The sequence below is a fragment of the Mycobacterium mantenii genome (assembly GCF_001667865.1).
Lineage (GTDB): Bacteria > Actinomycetota > Actinomycetes > Mycobacteriales > Mycobacteriaceae > Mycobacterium > Mycobacterium mantenii_A.
In genome coordinates, this window is record NZ_LZJP01000110.1 from 156,515 (window position 1) to 171,038 (window position 14,524).

Below are 14,524 nucleotides of genomic sequence, written 5' to 3' on the forward strand. Positions count from 1 at the left end.
CCTCGCGAGACAGCTGCAGAGCGCCGCTCACCTGAGGTCGAAGACCGGGAGGTTGCGGCCGTCGTCGAGTGGCCGCCAGGTCACGACAACTTGGTCGCCAACCGCGGGAGGCGGCCCGAAGACGTTGGACATCAGGCGAACTCCTTCGACCAGATCCACCAGTACCACCGAGTAGGGAACCTTGTCGGCAAGCGCGGGAAGTGCCGCCCGGTGGTGCACACTGACCGCGTACACGGTGCCGTACCCGCTGAGCCTTTCCCACTGCAGCGCCGAAGCGCCACAATGCGGGCAGACAAACCGTGGGTACCAGACGAGATTGCTACACGATTCGCATCGCTGAATCATCAACTCACGTCGGCGAGTTGCTTCCCAGAAGGGGCTCGACACGACACTGGGTTCGGGTACCGGCAGAGTCTCCGTCATAGTGTGGCCTCCGTCCCCAGGATCACCGTGGATGTCGCCGATAGCACCCCGCCGGTGCCATGTGCCACGACGGTCTGGGCATCCGGCACCTGGCGTTCGGCGCACTCGCCACGAAGCTGACGAGCGGCCTCGACAAGCAGGAACGCCCCGAACGCGCCGGGATGGGTGTAGGCCAAGCCGCCGCCCGTGGTCTGGCCGGGCAGCGCCCCTCCGGGGCCCAGGGCACCGTCGCCGACGAAGGGCCCGCCTTCGCCCTTGGGGCAAAAGCCCAGATCCTCCAGCGCGAGCAGCACAGTGATGGTGAACGAGTCGTAGAGTTCCACGACATCGATGTCCCCCGGGGCGAGCCGTGCAGCCTTGAACGCGGCTGGTCCGGATATCGCTCCGGGAGTAACGGTGAGATCCGGCATCTGGGAGATCATGGCGTGCGAGGCCGCCGACGCCGCACCCAGGACGAAGGCCGGCGGTTTGGCCAGGTCGCGGGCGCGCTCGGCGCTCGTGACCACGAGTGCCGCGGCGCCGTCCGTGACCAGACAGCACTCGAGCTTGTGTAGCGGTTCGGCAATGAAGCCGGAGTCCAGGACGTCATCCACGGTGATCGTCTCGCGTAGGTGAGCGCGTGGGTTCATAGCCGCCCACCGCCTGGTGTCGACGGCGATCTGAGCAAGCTGGGCGGCCGTGGTTCCATAAGTCGCCATGTGGCGGTTGGCCGCGAGTGCGTAGGCACTGATCGGGAGCATCACGCCAAACGGGTTTTCCCACTCGAGCCGCTCGGGGGTGGCGAAGACACCCAGACCTTTTTCGCCGCGCTTTCGTGCGGCGCGCGGTGTGGATGCATAGACGATCACTACCGTCTCGGCCTCACCGGCGGCGATCGCCGCGGCGGCATGCTCGACGTAAAGCCCGTAGCTGGCGCCGCCGGTTTGGGTAGCATCGGTGAATCGTGGTGTGATTCCCAGGTATTCGGCCAGTTCCACCGAATGCATGAGCGCTCCGCCGGTACAGGTGCACAGGCCATCGACGTCCCGTAGCGACAAGCCCGCGTCGGCCAATGCCGCTGTGATGACGCGCGCTTCCAATTCCCGCAGCGGAACGTCGATCACACCGGTTGGCGAAACCTCGTCGGCCACACCGACGACGGCCGCCACACCTCGGATGTCGGTTGTCAACTCCGCACCTCTTCGAATAATCCGCGCACGCCGGGCTGGCTGACCTTGAGCGAGGGCGTCCGTGGCAACTCGTCGACGATGACCAGGCGGGCCGGAACCTGGTAGCGACTGACTCGTTCGCGCACATAGGTCAGAAGGTCCTCCGATGTGACGTGACCACCGTGGACCAACTCGACTGCTGCCACCGGCACGTGGCCGAGCCGTGCGTCGGGCAGGCCGGCCACGCCGGCGTCGCGCACCGCCGGATGGCTGCGCAGGACCTCGACGATTTCGGCGGGGGTGACCTTGAAGCCACCGCGGATGATGACGTCGTCGATGCGCCCATCGATGAACACGAAGCCGTCGGCGTCGACACGGCCGAGGTCGGTGGTCCGCACCCAGGCGCCACCGGAGGTACGGACCTCGATGCGACCCTGTTCGCCGGCCGGCATCTCGCCGTCGCCTTTTATCGACATGACGCGGATTTCCCGGCCTTGCTGTGGCCGTCCTACGCTGCCGCGTTTGGCTGCGGCCCACTCGCGATGTAAGGCAAGGTTCCAGCCCGCGACGCCGCCCGCGAATTCCGTTGCGCCGTAGGATGGCAAGACCGCAACGCCGTAGCACTCCTCGAACGCTTCCTGCACGTCGACGGGCAGATGCGCGGTGCCCGAGGTCACCACCTCGACGCTGGAGAACACATCGGGCGCCACCCCGGCGTCGAGCACCATCGACAGCGCCGACGGCACCAGGCTCACGGCGCGTGGCCGATGTCGGACCACCAGCTCCACGAAATCGGGCACCCGGAATCGCTCCAGCAGTGCGATCTTTCGGCCCTCGCAGACGTTGAGCAGCGTGCGGAAGAGGCCCGACATGTGCACCAGCGGCGAGCCGACGATCGCGACGCCGGAACGCAGTCTGAGTTCCGGCCTGTGCCCCGAACTGTAATGTGCGCTCGCCGCGGCGACGGTGTGCTCGAACGTGCTGTAGGAGAGTGGGATTCGCTTCGGTGGACCGGTAGTGCCACTGGTCAGCATCTCGACGGCGATTCCGGCGGTTTCGTTACGGAATGGTCCCGATCCCGGATTTTCGAGGCCGGCAACGCATGTGCAGTCGGCGGGCTCAATCCTCACCTGCAGCCCCATCGCCCCGGCGGCGGCGTCGATGACTCCGGTGCGCTGCCAGTCGATCGGCACTGCGACCACCGCGGGCAACCTCAGCCCACGGATGTCCGATGCGAGTCCGGCGTCGCCGTGTGACGGGTTGATCGTGACGATGCAACCGTTGGCCAACAACACGCCGAGCATCGCCCCGACCATCGCGGGATGGTTACGCAGCACCAAGCCGACAGCAGACCCCTCGTCCAAACCTACTGCTGCCAGCTGACTTTCCACTCCCGAAGCGATGTCTGCCAGCGCCTGCCAATTCGTCCAAGAACCCTGGTACTCGATCGCGGGTGCCCCGGGGTCGAGCGCCAGAACCGCGCGGATGCGGTCGGCCAGCTGGTTGTTCAAGCCGCCGCTGCCGCGAGCTCGGTGGCCGCCGGGATCACCTCTTGGGCGAACAACTTCATCGACTCATAGACCTTTGCGCGATCCATCGCCCCGCCTCGCGACATGCGCAATATGATGTTGCGCCAACCCATGTCGATGACGGTACGCATCTTCTCCACGATGCGGTCCGGATTGCCCATCAGCGTCAGGTGTGAATTCAGCACCTGCTCGTAGCTCTGCTTGTCATGCTTGTCGAACCAGTCCGAGTAGGCCTTGTAGTCGGCCGGTATCTCGCCGCCCCGCTCAAAGGGGCTCGAATACTTGCGGTGCGTCTGGATGGACAGCTCGACACTCTCGCGCGGATAGCTGCGCGCGAATGCGTCATCCTCGTGGCAGAACGCGTTGAGCAGCGCCCACACGTTACCGGTGGCTGCTTCGAGTCCCTTCTCGGACTGCACCTTCAGGTAGATATCCAGCGCCCCCTGCAAGTCCGGGTCGACCTGGTAGGGGTTGCCGATGATCGCACCAAAACCCTTCTCCGCCAGCCACTCGAAGCTTGACGGCGTCTTCATCACCGTGCCCCACACCGGAATCGTCTGCTGCGCCGGTCGCGGATAGACGGTCACGTCCTCGAGCTGGAAGTACTTGCCGTGATAGCTGACATTTTCCTCGGTAAGCAGCCGGCTGACGATCTCCACGCACTCCTGGTAGCGGCTGGTGGCCTCGTCCATCGAAAGGCCGAAACCTTTGAACTCGTGCGCCTGATAGCCGCGGCCGAAGCCGGCGTCGAAGCGTCCGCCGGACAAAACGTCGACCATCGCGATGCGTTCTGCCAGTTGGATCGGATTGTGGAAGGGCGCGACCATGCACGCGGTTCCGATGCGGATGCGTTCGGTCTGCGCAGCGATCGCCGTAGCCACCTGCGGAAGGTCGGGGAGCATCCCGTATGGAGAGAAGTGGTGCTCGGCCAGCCAGACCTCGTCGTAGCCGAGCTCCTCTGCCCAGCGCGCTTCCTCCAGCACGTTGGCCAGCACCTCTTGCTCGCTGAGGTGGTTGGGCTTGTCGCCGAGGATGAACACGCCGAACTTCATATCGGTCCTTCCTTCTGACCTAACTGAAATAGTTGCAGTTACTGCCACTATATTGCACGATTGAACATATATCGTCAATCCGTTCAGTACCAGGAGGTGCCGTGGTTCTGTCCGACGCGGCGGTCGGAATAGCGCTGAAGCCTAAGACCTTTCAGTGGGATCAGACCGACGTGATCCTTTATGCACTGGGAGTTGGAGCGCGCCCGCCTGCGGAACTGGCCTTGCTCAACGAGGCGTGCGGTCCTGCGGTGCTTCCGACGTTTGCGCTCATCGCCAACTGGTGGGCAGTCAAGGATCTGCGCAGTGTTCTCGACCTCGGCACGTTTCCGATCGTCCACTCCGCCCAGTCGCTGGAGTTGCATCGACCGATCGGCGCCAGCGGTGAACTGTCAGTGCAGGCTCAGGTGTCGTCGGTATGGGACAAGGGCAAACACGCCGCCGTCGAGTTGACCAGCCGGGGGATCGACGCAGACGGAACCGTCTTTGTGGCCCGGTCGCAGACCATGGTGCTCGGGGCCGGGGGATTCGGTGGTGAGCGGGGACCGTCGGCCGAGCCAGATCCGGACGGGCCCCCGGACGAAGTCTTCGACGACACGATCCGGCCGGAACAGGCCGCGATCTATCGACTGTCTGGTGACCGCAACCAGCTCCACATCGACCCGGCTGCGGCCCGCAAATTCGGCTTCGACAATGTGTTCCTGCACGGCCTGTGCACCCTGGGATTCGCCGCGCGGGCGGTGATCAACGAAATCGGCCACGGCGATCCACAGTCATTGACATCCTTGAGTTGCCGGTTTGCCAAGCCGGTCGAACTCGATGCTTCGCTGCGCACTGAGATGTGGCGAACCGGAAATTCTGTGCGTTTCCGGACACTGCAAGGTGACATCGTCGCGTTGAGTTCAGGAACTGCCACGTTGGCAGGGGGATGACCATGGACCAACGCCGGGCCCGCGGATTGCGCAACCGACACGCGCTCATTCACGCGGCGATCGAGCTCTTCGCCACCCAGGGCTACGAAACGACCACAGTCGAGCAGATCTCGGCCGCGGCCGGTGTAGCGCCGCGCACGTTCTTTCACCACTTCGCCACCAAGGACGACATACTGTTCGACGGCTACGCCGATCGGCTCCAAGAGGCCACCCGCCGGTTTCGTGCCGCACGGTCGAAATCCTTGTGGGACGCTCTTGCCGAAGCCTCGTCCGCGGTGGCGGAGGCGATCATCGAACAGCCCGAGATCTTCGTGGTCCGCGCCAACATGTACCACAACGTGCCATCGCTGCGCGCAACGATGCTGCGGATCAACGAAGACTGGATCGATCAGCTCACCGCCGAAGTGGCGCGGTGGCTGAACAGCAATGGGGAGACGGACCTGAGGCCTCGCCTCGCTGCCTCGCTGACCAATAGCGCCAACCGCGCGGCCATCGATGTGTGGGTCGCCGGCGGTGGTCAGGGAAACCTGACAGAGCTGATGGCCGAAGCCATTGAATTGGTCCGGCCTTCCATCGTCGCGATCGAGCGTACGGCAGCGACGAGAGGGGGTCAGCGTGTCGGTTGAATCTCGTCCGCTGGCGGTCGTCACCGGGGGAGCACGCGGCATCGGTGAGGCCATCGTCGCCGAGTTGATTTCCAACGGTCATCGCGTGGCCGCGGTTGACATTAACGCGAAAGCCATTGCGCGAGCCCAGGGTTGCGACGCGGCACGCTCAGGCGATCTTATCCCCGTGAGCCTCTCGATTACGGATCGTGGCGCCGTGGAGGATGCGCTGGGCAACCTCGCCGACCAGTACGGACCCATTCGTGCACTGGTGAACAACGCCGGGATGACGCTGCCCGGAACGTTTCTCGAGCAGAGCGACGAGGACTGGGATCGCATCGTGGAAGTCAACCTCAAGGGCACGTTCATCATGGCGCAGGTTGCGGCCCGGCAGATGGTGGCCGCAGGCAGCGGGGTGATCGTCAACATCAGCTCGGTTTCGGCCCACGGTGTGCGCACCGGTCCGCCGGCCTATGCGGCCGCAAAGGCGGGCGTGGAGGGACTGAGCCGGCTGATGGCCGCCCAGTTGGGTGTGCACGGCGTGCGCGTCAACACGGTTGTGGTCGGTACCACGGCGACGCCCTGGCTCGTGGGGCGCAAGACCGAGGACGAGCTGGCGCAGATGCGCCGGACCACCGTGACCGGGAAGTTGGGCGAACCAGCGGACGTTGCCGGTGTGGTCGCATTCCTGTGCTCGTCGGCCGCCAAACACCTGACAGGCCAGCTGATTTCGGTGTCAGGAGGCCAGTGGATGCCATGAAAGTCTCAGGCGAGACGATAAGACAAATTCTGCTATAGTGTTTAGCTGCTACAGATCGATGCCAGGGGATGTCGTGGAACTGAAGAGAATCCTGTTCGAGGTCAGCGAGCATATCGCCACGATCACCATCAACCGACCGGAGCGGCTCAACGCTACCGACGATCTGACCCGCACCGAGCTTGGCAATGCGTGGGCGTGCGTCCGCGATGATCCCAACATTCGAGTGGCCATCATCACCGGAGCGGGGGGGCGTGCGTTTTCCGCGGGCCAGGACATTCGGGCGACTGCAGAGGGCGGCATCCGCAACAAGGTTCCCGGTTCTCGGCTTCACCACAACGTGTGGAAGCCGGTCATCTGCGCCCTCAACGGGATGGCAGTCGGAGGCGCTCTGCATCAGGTCGCCGACTCCGACCTGATCATCGCAGCCGAACATGCCGAACTGATCGACACGCACTTGACGGTCGGCAACGTCTTCGCGCTCGAGCCCGCGGTGCTACTGCGCCGAATGCCGCTGTCGATGGTGATGCAGTTGGGGCTGATGACCAAGCAAGGGCGTATCAGCGCACAACGAGGCTACGAGATCGGCTTGATAAATGAGGTGGTACCCGCGGACCGACTGCAGCAGCGCGCCAGGGAAATCGCTTTGGAAATAACGAAACTCTCGCCGGCGACTGTCCAGGCGTCCATCAAGGCGATGTGGGCCAGCCTCGACGTCGGACTGCGCGCGGCCAATGACGTCGCCTACCGCTACGTGCTGCAACACCAGCTGACCCATCCTGACTACCGGGAAGGGATGCTCGCGTTCGCCGAAAAGCGCGAACCACGCTGGGTAGTGGAATGACTGTCGCGCCATGAGTCAGTCCGCACGGACATTCACCTATGACCCGTTGCCGTACGCACCGGTGCTGCCGGCGATGCTGGCCGGTCTGGTTGCTGACTACGGCGACAGCGACTTCATCGTTTCCTCGGTCGGTGACGGCACCGTCGAGCGGATCACATACGCGGAAGCTGATTCCAGGTCGGCCGAGATGGCCCGGCGACTTGTAGCCGCGGGAGTAACCAAGGGTGTGCGCGTCGGAGTGATCGCACCGAACGGCCCCGATTTCGTCGTCGCGTTCCTGGCCGCCACCCGGATCGGTGCCGTCGCGGTGCCCATTAACACTTTCTTCCAGCCGCAGGAGTTGAGGTGGCTGCTTCGTGATGCCGACATCCACACGCTGCTGTCGGTCGACTCACTGCTCGGCAAAGACATGCTAGCGCGGGTGACCGAGGCCGTGGGTAGTTTTTTCATGTCGGCCGAGCAGCTGGCTGTAGAGCGACTACCGCACTTGCGCAACGTACTTGCGCTCGGCGACACCGGTCGGCGATGGCCGACGGCATGGCCGCAGCCGGTATCCGATCCATTCCTGCGGGCGTGTGAATCTACCGTGCGCCCGTCCGACGACCTGGTGGTCATCTACACATCCGGGAGCACGTCAGATCCCAAGGGCGTCATCCACACGCACGCCACGGTGATCGCACACTCCCGCTTCATCGCCACCCAGCACGAGTGGAAGCCCCATGACCGCGTATATATCCCGATGGCGTTCTTCTGGGTGGGCGGACTGGTCTTCGGACTGCTGGGGCCGATGCAGACCGGGGTGACGATTCTGACCGAGCATCGATTCGAGGCCGGTGATGTGTTGCGCCTCCTCGAAGCGGAGCGGGCCACCTACGCAACGGGTTTCCCGCACGTCGGTCCGGCGCTGGCGAATCACCCAGACTTCGCGTGCACCGATCTGTCGAGCCTGCGGGAGGGGTACCACCAGGTCCTGCTGGCGCCGGAACTGCGCGCCGTCGATCCTTCGTTGCGGGTGACGCAGCTTGGGATGACCGAAACGTGCAGTTCGCACACGTGGTGGCCGCCGCATGAGCCGGTGCCCGAGACCAAGCGCGGTTCGCTCGGCGTATCCGCGCCCGGCTACGAGCACCGGATTGTCGACGATTCCGGCGCGGACGTGCCCAACGGCACGGTGGGCGAGATATGCGTCCGAGGTGTGGCCATGATGCGAGGCATCATCGGGCGGCAGCGCGCCGATCTGTTCGACGCCGACGGTTGGTATCACACCAAGGACGCGGGGTACTTGGACGATGACGGGTTCGTCTACTTCACCGGCCGGACCGACGACATGATCAAGACTTCGGGAGCCAACGTCGCACCCGTTGAGGTCGAAGCGGTGATCACCAGCGTCGACGGTGTCCGGATCGCTTATGTCGTCGGCGTTCCCGACGCGGACAGGGGCGCGGTGGTCTGTGCGGTGGTCGTGCGCAACGAAGGACGGCACACGTCGCAAGACGAGCTCGTCGCCGCATGCCGAAGCGAACTGGCCGCCTACAAGGTTCCGAAGAGATGGGTGATCCTGCCCGACGCCGATCGGCTGCCGTACACCACCACCAACAAGATCGACAAGAACCGGTTGGGGCAGCTACTGGAGTCCGGGGAGTTGGCGTGACGGATCTGGAGGCGCGCATCGCCCGGTTGGAGGCTATTGACGAGATCCGGCAATTGGCCGCCAAGTACGCGGTGGCGTTGGACATGCGCGACTTCGATTCCTTGACAAACCTTTTCGTGGACGACGTCGGTGTGCCGGGCAAGGGTCGCGGTCGCGCGGCGATGCGGGAGTGGTACGACGCCCAGATCCGGCGCTCGTTGCTGGGCAGCGCACACGGCGTTCTCGGCCACGTCATCGACGTGCACGACGCCGACAACGCCAGCGGACTCGTCTATTCACGCAACGACCTAGAGACGGAGTCGAACTGGGTCATCGAGCTGCTGGCCTATCTGGACAGCTATGAACGGCGGGGCGGCCATTGGTATTTCGCCCGCCGCACACCGCTGTTCTGGTACCAGAGCGACATCACCGACCCGCCGGTCGGGCCACGCAAGATGCGCTGGCCGGGTACCCCGCATCACGACGGCGCATTCCACGACGCCTTCCCATCGTGGGAGGCGTTCTGGACCGCCGATCCCGGACGCTTCGACGCGCCCGTCCCAGCCCCGGCCGTCGTCGGCGAGTGGTTGCGCACCCTGCGCCGAGGTGTTGCCGTCCCTCGCGTCGACCCCTCCGGCCGTGGCGCAACGGAGACCTGAAATGCCTGGCAATGCTATGAGTTTCGCGTTCACCGATGAGCAGAACGAACTGCGCCGCACCGTGCGCTCTTTCCTGGAGAGTAAGGCCAACGAGACCGAGGTGCGTCGGCAGATGGAATTGCCGTTGGGCTACGACCCGAGTGTATGGGCTCAGATGTCTGACCAGATGGGCCTGGTTGGGCTGGCCATCCCGGAAGAATTCGGCGGCCAGGGCTTCAGCTTCGTCGAACTCGGAATCGTCTGCGAGGAACTGGGCCGGGCTCTGCTTCCGTCGCCCTACTTCGCGTCGGTCTTGCTGGCCGCCAACCTGATCATGCATTCCGGCGATGACGCCGCCAAGAAGCGGTACCTGCCAAACATCGCATCCGGTGACGCCGTCGCGACGTTGGCGGTCACCGAAGAGTCGGGCCGCTGGGAAGTCGACGCCATCCGGGCGCGGGCCCGCAGCACAAGCGACGGGTGGGTGCTGGACGGAACCAAAGCGTTTGTTCTCGACGGTTGTAGCGCCGATGTTCTCTTCGTGGCGGCCCACACCGATGCGGGCATGTCGCTCTTCGCCGTTGACCGCGTTGACAGCCTTATTCGCCGGCCGTTGTCGACCTTGGACCAGACACGCAAGCAGGCGCGCATCGAGTTCAACGCAACGCCGGCGTCGCTGGTCGGTCGCGATGGTGCGGCGTGGCCGGTATTAGCGCGGACCCTGGCGCTCGGTTGTGCCGCGCTGGCCGCCGAACAGGTCGGCGGCGCACAGCGCTGCCTCGAACTGGCTGTCGACTACGCCAAGATGCGCAGACAATTCGGCAAGCCGATCGGATCATTTCAAGCCATCCGCCACAAGTGCGCCGACGTCTTGCTGGACGTCGAATGTGCCAGCGGCGTAGCACATTACGCGGTGCGCGCAGCAGCGCAACTGTCCGACGAGTTGCCGGCGGTGGCATCGTTGGCCAAGGCATGCAGCTCGGATGCGTATGCACGCGCAGCCGCAGCCAACATCCAGATTCACGGGGGGATCGGCTTCACCTGGGAGCACCCCGCGCACCTGTATTACAAGCGAGCAAAATCCTCCGGCCACCTGCTGGGAGATCCCACATTCCACCGGGGACTGCTCGCCGACGAGATCGGAATCTGAGACCGGCACGCGCGAGCGCCTCAGAAGTCCGTGCCTCCATCGATGTTGATGGCCGCGCCAGTCATGAAGGCTGCGCGCTCGCCGAGCAGGAAGGCGATCAGCTCGCCCGCCTCGGCGGGGCGGCCTCCGCGGCGAAGGGCGACCCGCATGTTCCAGTCCGGATTGCTCGCTAAGTGCGTGTAAATCGCGTCCTCGAGTGGCACGTCGTATTCCGCCGCGCGCTGCGCGCGAATGGAGTCGTTCACCTCGGTGTCGAACAGCCCTGGACATACAGTGTTCACCCTGATGCCGTCGGGACCGTGCGTTTTGGCCAGGATCTTCGACAAGGTCAGCACCGCCGCTTTCAGCGCGTTGTAGGGCGGTATCAGAATCTTCGGCGCCCGTACCGAGTACGCGGCGGTGGTCACTATCGTCCCGCCGCCGTTGCGCTGCAGGTGGGGGATGGCGGCGCGGCAAGAGCGGACGGTAGCCATCAGGATCAGCTGGTAGTACCAGTCCCACGAGTCGTCGCCGTGTTCGAGGAACGGTCCCTGCTGGTTCATCGGGCCAGCCGTCACGGCGAGACCTCGCAGCGGGCCCAGGCACGCGGACGCGTGATCGATAGCCCGGTCCACGCCGTCGCCGAGGGCGGCCGCGTCGACGGCGATTCCGACCGCACGGATGCCATGGTCGGCGCTCAGTTGCTCGGCGCGATCGCGGGCGCGGTTACCATCGCGAGCCAAAAGCGCGACGTTGGCTCCGTTTTCGGCGAGTTGCTGGGCGGTGGCGAAACCCATCCCGGTGGTCCCGCCGACGAGAACGAAGTTGCGCCCCGCCACACCGAGGTCCACGCCCCCGCCCCTTCCGTGCGATCGAACCCTGACGTCCCAAAGGCCCATACTAAACAAAAGAACGGAAAATGTAGAAATGATCACTAATCTGCCCGTCGCAAGGGCGGTCATGGGCATAGATTGAACATAAAGGGCATATTTGTCGCGTAAGATGGCTGTTTCGGGTGGGGCGGCTATCACGGCAGAGGAGCGAAATGTCGACGGAACGGGCCACTGCCGAGCTGGACTCGGCCGAGGAGTTCGATCGCCGGGACCAAATTCTGGGGGCGGCGAACGAATGCTTCACCCAGCTTGGGATCGCGCGCACCAGCGTGCAGGATGTCGCGCGGACAGCCAATGTGTCGCGCGGCACGGTGTACCGCTACTTTGAGGACCGCAATGTGCTCATCGAGGCCGCCATCGAGTTCGGGGCACAGCGGTTCTATCGCGAAGTCGCGGTGGCGATGGCCGCGAAGGCGACGCTGGCCGAACAGGTTGGCGCAATGGCCGAAACCCACGCGAAGATACTGATTGACCATCGCACTCGTAACCGATTGATGGCCGATGACGCAGAGCTGATGCGACACATGATCTCCGATGGAGACACCGCCGTGCGCCGCACGACGGCATTTCTGATGCCATACGTTCGCGACGCCCGGGAACGGGGCGAGATCGGCGCCGGTGTCGATGTGACGGCCGCCAGCGAATGGCTGGCGCGCATCATCTACTCGTTCTCCACCGTCAACGAGGCGCAGACGTTCGACATGTCCAAGCCGGCGACGGTGCGGCGCTACGTCGAAACCTTTGCGATCAACGGTCTCCGCTGATCTCCGTCCTGCGCAGGACAGCTGGGCGTAACTGAACAACCAATGTACTAGTGTTCCACGAAGGCGAATGCGGGCCGAGCCGCGAACGTGAGAAGAGGGCGCCATGAGTGAGCGGACTTTGGCCGGCAAGCGCGTCGTGGTCGTGGGCGCATCGGCCGGGATTGGGCGGGCTTTCGCGGTGCGTGCGGGTAAGGAGGGCGCGGAGTTGCTCATCGCCGCACGCCGACGGGATCGGTTGGAAGAGGTTGCCACCGAGGCCGGCTGCGGCAGCGCCGTGATCGCAGATGTGCGCAGCATGGAGGATTGCGCGCGCCTCGCCGATGTCGCGCGAGACGCCCTGGGGGGCATCGACTTGCTGTTCATATCGGTGGGTTACGCCCCGTTGCGGATGTTCGCCGATACCTCCGCCGACGACTGGCTGGACGTAATGCGTACCAACGTCATCAGCGTTCATCAAGTGATCAAGTCTTGTGTGCCGGTGCTGGCGCCCGCCGCGATCGTCAGCGCCTTGTCCTCCGAAACCGTGGGTCAGCCAAGGACCGCCCTCGGCGCCTATTCATCGAGTAAGGCCGCGCTGTCGGAGAGCCTCAACGCCTGGCGCACCGAGCACCCGAGTTTTCGGTTCTGCTGCATTACGGTGGGGGGCACCGTGCCCACGGAGTTCACCGCGGCCTTTGACCCCGACCTGCTGGGGGTCGTCGTCCAGGATTGGATCGCGCGCGGCCTGCTTCAGGAAGAGCTGATGACGCCCGAAGACGTTGCCGACGTACTGGCAGGCGTTTTCGCGAGCGCACTGAATTCTCCCGCCGTCGGCCTCGAGCAGCTCGTCGTCCGTCCGCCGTCGTCGATGCGTAGGGCGGTGACGGCATGACAGCGCAAGTCCAATCAGCGTGGCCCGATCACCCCGAATACCGAATCGAGGCAATCCCGTGCCCTCATACCGGTCAGGTGTGGTTCGGCGATGTACTCGTCGCCGAAAGTGACCGCTGCCTCGTGGTCACCGAGACCGACCACGACGACCGGCTGTACTTCCCCGAATCTGATGTGCGGTGGGAGCTCTTCGCGCCGTCGGACCACACCACCGTGTGCCCCTTCAAGGGCCGAGCAAGTTACTGGACGTTGACTAGTGCTGACCCCGCAATCGAAAACGTGGTGTGGACATACCGCACCCCGTTGCCTGAAGTTGCCGCGATCGCGGGGCACGTCTCCTTCTATGACGATGGATTGCGTGTCGTCGTCGTCGAACACTGGCCCGAGGGCTCGAAGGTTCCTGTCACGTTCCCACTTTGGGGAGACGCAAAAGAGCTGCAGAGGCTGATCGATGTTCAGCCCATAAGTAACGACCGTTACGTTGGGCCGGCTCATGGACCCACCCACCGCAACGTTGTCGAGGGTGGACAACTCCTCGCGGAGGCCATCGTCGCCGCATCGAAAGCGCTTCCAGAGCAGAGAGTTACGTCGGCGTCGATGATCTTCACCAAGGCGGCGTCGTTCGATGCACCGGTGGAACTGGCCGTCGATGTTCTCCGCCGTGGCAGAACGTTCTCGTCGGCGGAAGTCCGCGTGAATCAGCGCGACGTGCTACGCAGCGCGGGGATTATTCTCGCGGACTCTGGTGCGAGCGAGGTGATGCGAGACGTTGAGCGGATGCCGAACGTGCCGGAACCCGATGAAGCGTTGGCTTTTCCGGGCTTTGGGATGACCGGTCGTGAAATCCGCGTGGTTGACGGGGCCTACGATCCGGACCCCGACCGGGTCGGACCGCCGGTGATCAATGTGTGGGTCCGATTTCGTGAGGCGCCGCGTGAACGCTATCTACAGGCCGCGCTGCTCGCTCAGTCGACGACGCATTGGACCATCGCGGCCGGTATGCTTCCCCACCGTGGACTAGGCGAAGCTCGCGCGCACGTCAATCTCTCGACGGGGATCATCAAGGCCACCATTGCGTTTCACGACGAGGTCGATATTGCCGACTGGTTGCTGTACACCAACCACGCTTTCTGGTCGGGGCGCGGGCTGGTGCAAGGCGACGGTCGGGTGTTCAGCCAAGACGGTCGGCTAGCCGCGTCGTACACGATCCAGGCGATGGTCCGCGAATTCACGGCCGACCCCGCCGCCATGGGGCACGACAGCCGAACGGCTATGTGATCGGCACAAGGGGAGCATCGCCCGTAGACGTCCGG

The 14,524-nt window shown here is 64.4% G+C and carries 15 protein-coding genes; 10 read left to right on the plus strand and 5 right to left on the minus strand.

The window, feature by feature from the left end:
• Positions 1-27: 27 nt before the first annotated feature.
• From A5688_RS21415 to A5688_RS21430, 4 genes are read right to left on the minus strand one after another with little or no spacing between them, the layout of a single operon-like run.
• On the minus strand, positions 28-423 hold the full coding sequence (locus A5688_RS21415) for a Zn-ribbon domain-containing OB-fold protein (protein WP_067830575.1): 396 nt from the start codon (positions 421-423) through the stop codon (positions 28-30).
• Complete coding sequence (locus tag A5688_RS21420; protein ID WP_067910370.1) at positions 420-1,592, minus strand: acetyl-CoA acetyltransferase; 1,173 nt, start codon at positions 1,590-1,592, stop codon at positions 420-422. The genes A5688_RS21415 and A5688_RS21420 overlap by 4 nt, the downstream gene beginning before the upstream one ends.
• Entirely contained in the window at positions 1,589-3,082 is a 1,494-nt protein-coding gene (locus A5688_RS21425; protein ID WP_067910367.1) for a class I adenylate-forming enzyme family protein, read from the minus strand. Before A5688_RS21425 ends, A5688_RS21420 begins: the two co-directional genes overlap by 4 nt.
• Entirely contained in the window at positions 3,079-4,200 is a 1,122-nt protein-coding gene (locus A5688_RS21430) for an LLM class flavin-dependent oxidoreductase (RefSeq protein ID WP_242661381.1), read from the minus strand. The genes A5688_RS21425 and A5688_RS21430 overlap by 4 nt, the downstream gene beginning before the upstream one ends.
• Between A5688_RS21430 and A5688_RS21435 the strand changes: the two genes are divergently transcribed.
• The 7 genes from A5688_RS21435 (at position 4,185) to A5688_RS21465 (ending at position 10,705) form a co-directional block, all read left to right on the plus strand.
• Complete coding sequence (locus A5688_RS21435) at positions 4,185-5,081, plus strand: MaoC/PaaZ C-terminal domain-containing protein (RefSeq protein WP_082951107.1); 897 nt, start codon at positions 4,185-4,187, stop codon at positions 5,079-5,081. The two genes, A5688_RS21430 and A5688_RS21435, sit on opposite strands and share 16 nt — an antisense overlap.
• A gap of 2 nt (positions 5,082-5,083) precedes the next feature.
• Entirely contained in the window at positions 5,084-5,707 is a 624-nt protein-coding gene (locus A5688_RS21440; protein ID WP_067830559.1) for a TetR/AcrR family transcriptional regulator, read from the plus strand.
• A complete protein-coding gene (locus A5688_RS21445; RefSeq protein ID WP_067910364.1) occupies positions 5,697-6,446 on the plus strand; it encodes an SDR family NAD(P)-dependent oxidoreductase in 750 nt (249 codons plus the stop codon). Before A5688_RS21440 ends, A5688_RS21445 begins: the two co-directional genes overlap by 11 nt.
• A gap of 73 nt (positions 6,447-6,519) precedes the next feature.
• Positions 6,520-7,287, plus strand: a complete 768-nt coding sequence (locus A5688_RS21450) for an enoyl-CoA hydratase-related protein (RefSeq protein ID WP_082951106.1) — start codon at positions 6,520-6,522, stop codon at positions 7,285-7,287.
• Positions 7,288-7,297: 10 nt separating this feature from the next.
• Positions 7,298-8,938 carry a class I adenylate-forming enzyme family protein gene (locus A5688_RS21455; protein WP_067910360.1) on the plus strand — a complete coding sequence of 547 codons (1,641 nt, stop codon included), beginning with the start codon at positions 7,298-7,300 and terminating at the stop codon, positions 8,936-8,938.
• Positions 8,935-9,576, plus strand: coding sequence for a nuclear transport factor 2 family protein (locus A5688_RS21460; RefSeq protein WP_067830545.1), 642 nt, complete (start codon positions 8,935-8,937; stop codon positions 9,574-9,576). Before A5688_RS21455 ends, A5688_RS21460 begins: the two co-directional genes overlap by 4 nt.
• A gap of 1 nt (position 9,577) precedes the next feature.
• Positions 9,578-10,705 carry an acyl-CoA dehydrogenase family protein gene (locus A5688_RS21465; RefSeq protein WP_067910357.1) on the plus strand — a complete coding sequence of 376 codons (1,128 nt, stop codon included), beginning with the start codon at positions 9,578-9,580 and terminating at the stop codon, positions 10,703-10,705.
• Between the two features lie 20 nt (positions 10,706-10,725).
• Here the strand turns inward: A5688_RS21465 and A5688_RS21470 are convergent, their stop codons facing one another.
• On the minus strand, positions 10,726-11,646 hold the full coding sequence (locus A5688_RS21470; RefSeq protein ID WP_242661378.1) for an SDR family NAD(P)-dependent oxidoreductase: 921 nt from the start codon (positions 11,644-11,646) through the stop codon (positions 10,726-10,728).
• Between the two features lie 83 nt (positions 11,647-11,729).
• Between A5688_RS21470 and A5688_RS21475 the strand changes: the two genes are divergently transcribed.
• From A5688_RS21475 to A5688_RS21485, 3 genes are all read left to right on the plus strand, one after another.
• Complete coding sequence (locus tag A5688_RS21475) at positions 11,730-12,341, plus strand: TetR/AcrR family transcriptional regulator (RefSeq protein WP_068268263.1); 612 nt, start codon at positions 11,730-11,732, stop codon at positions 12,339-12,341.
• Between the two features lie 103 nt (positions 12,342-12,444).
• On the plus strand, positions 12,445-13,212 hold the full coding sequence (locus A5688_RS21480) for an SDR family oxidoreductase (RefSeq protein ID WP_067830519.1): 768 nt from the start codon (positions 12,445-12,447) through the stop codon (positions 13,210-13,212).
• Complete coding sequence (locus A5688_RS21485) at positions 13,209-14,489, plus strand: DUF427 domain-containing protein (RefSeq protein ID WP_067830523.1); 1,281 nt, start codon at positions 13,209-13,211, stop codon at positions 14,487-14,489. Before A5688_RS21480 ends, A5688_RS21485 begins: the two co-directional genes overlap by 4 nt.
• The last annotated feature ends 35 nt before the right edge of the window (positions 14,490-14,524 follow it).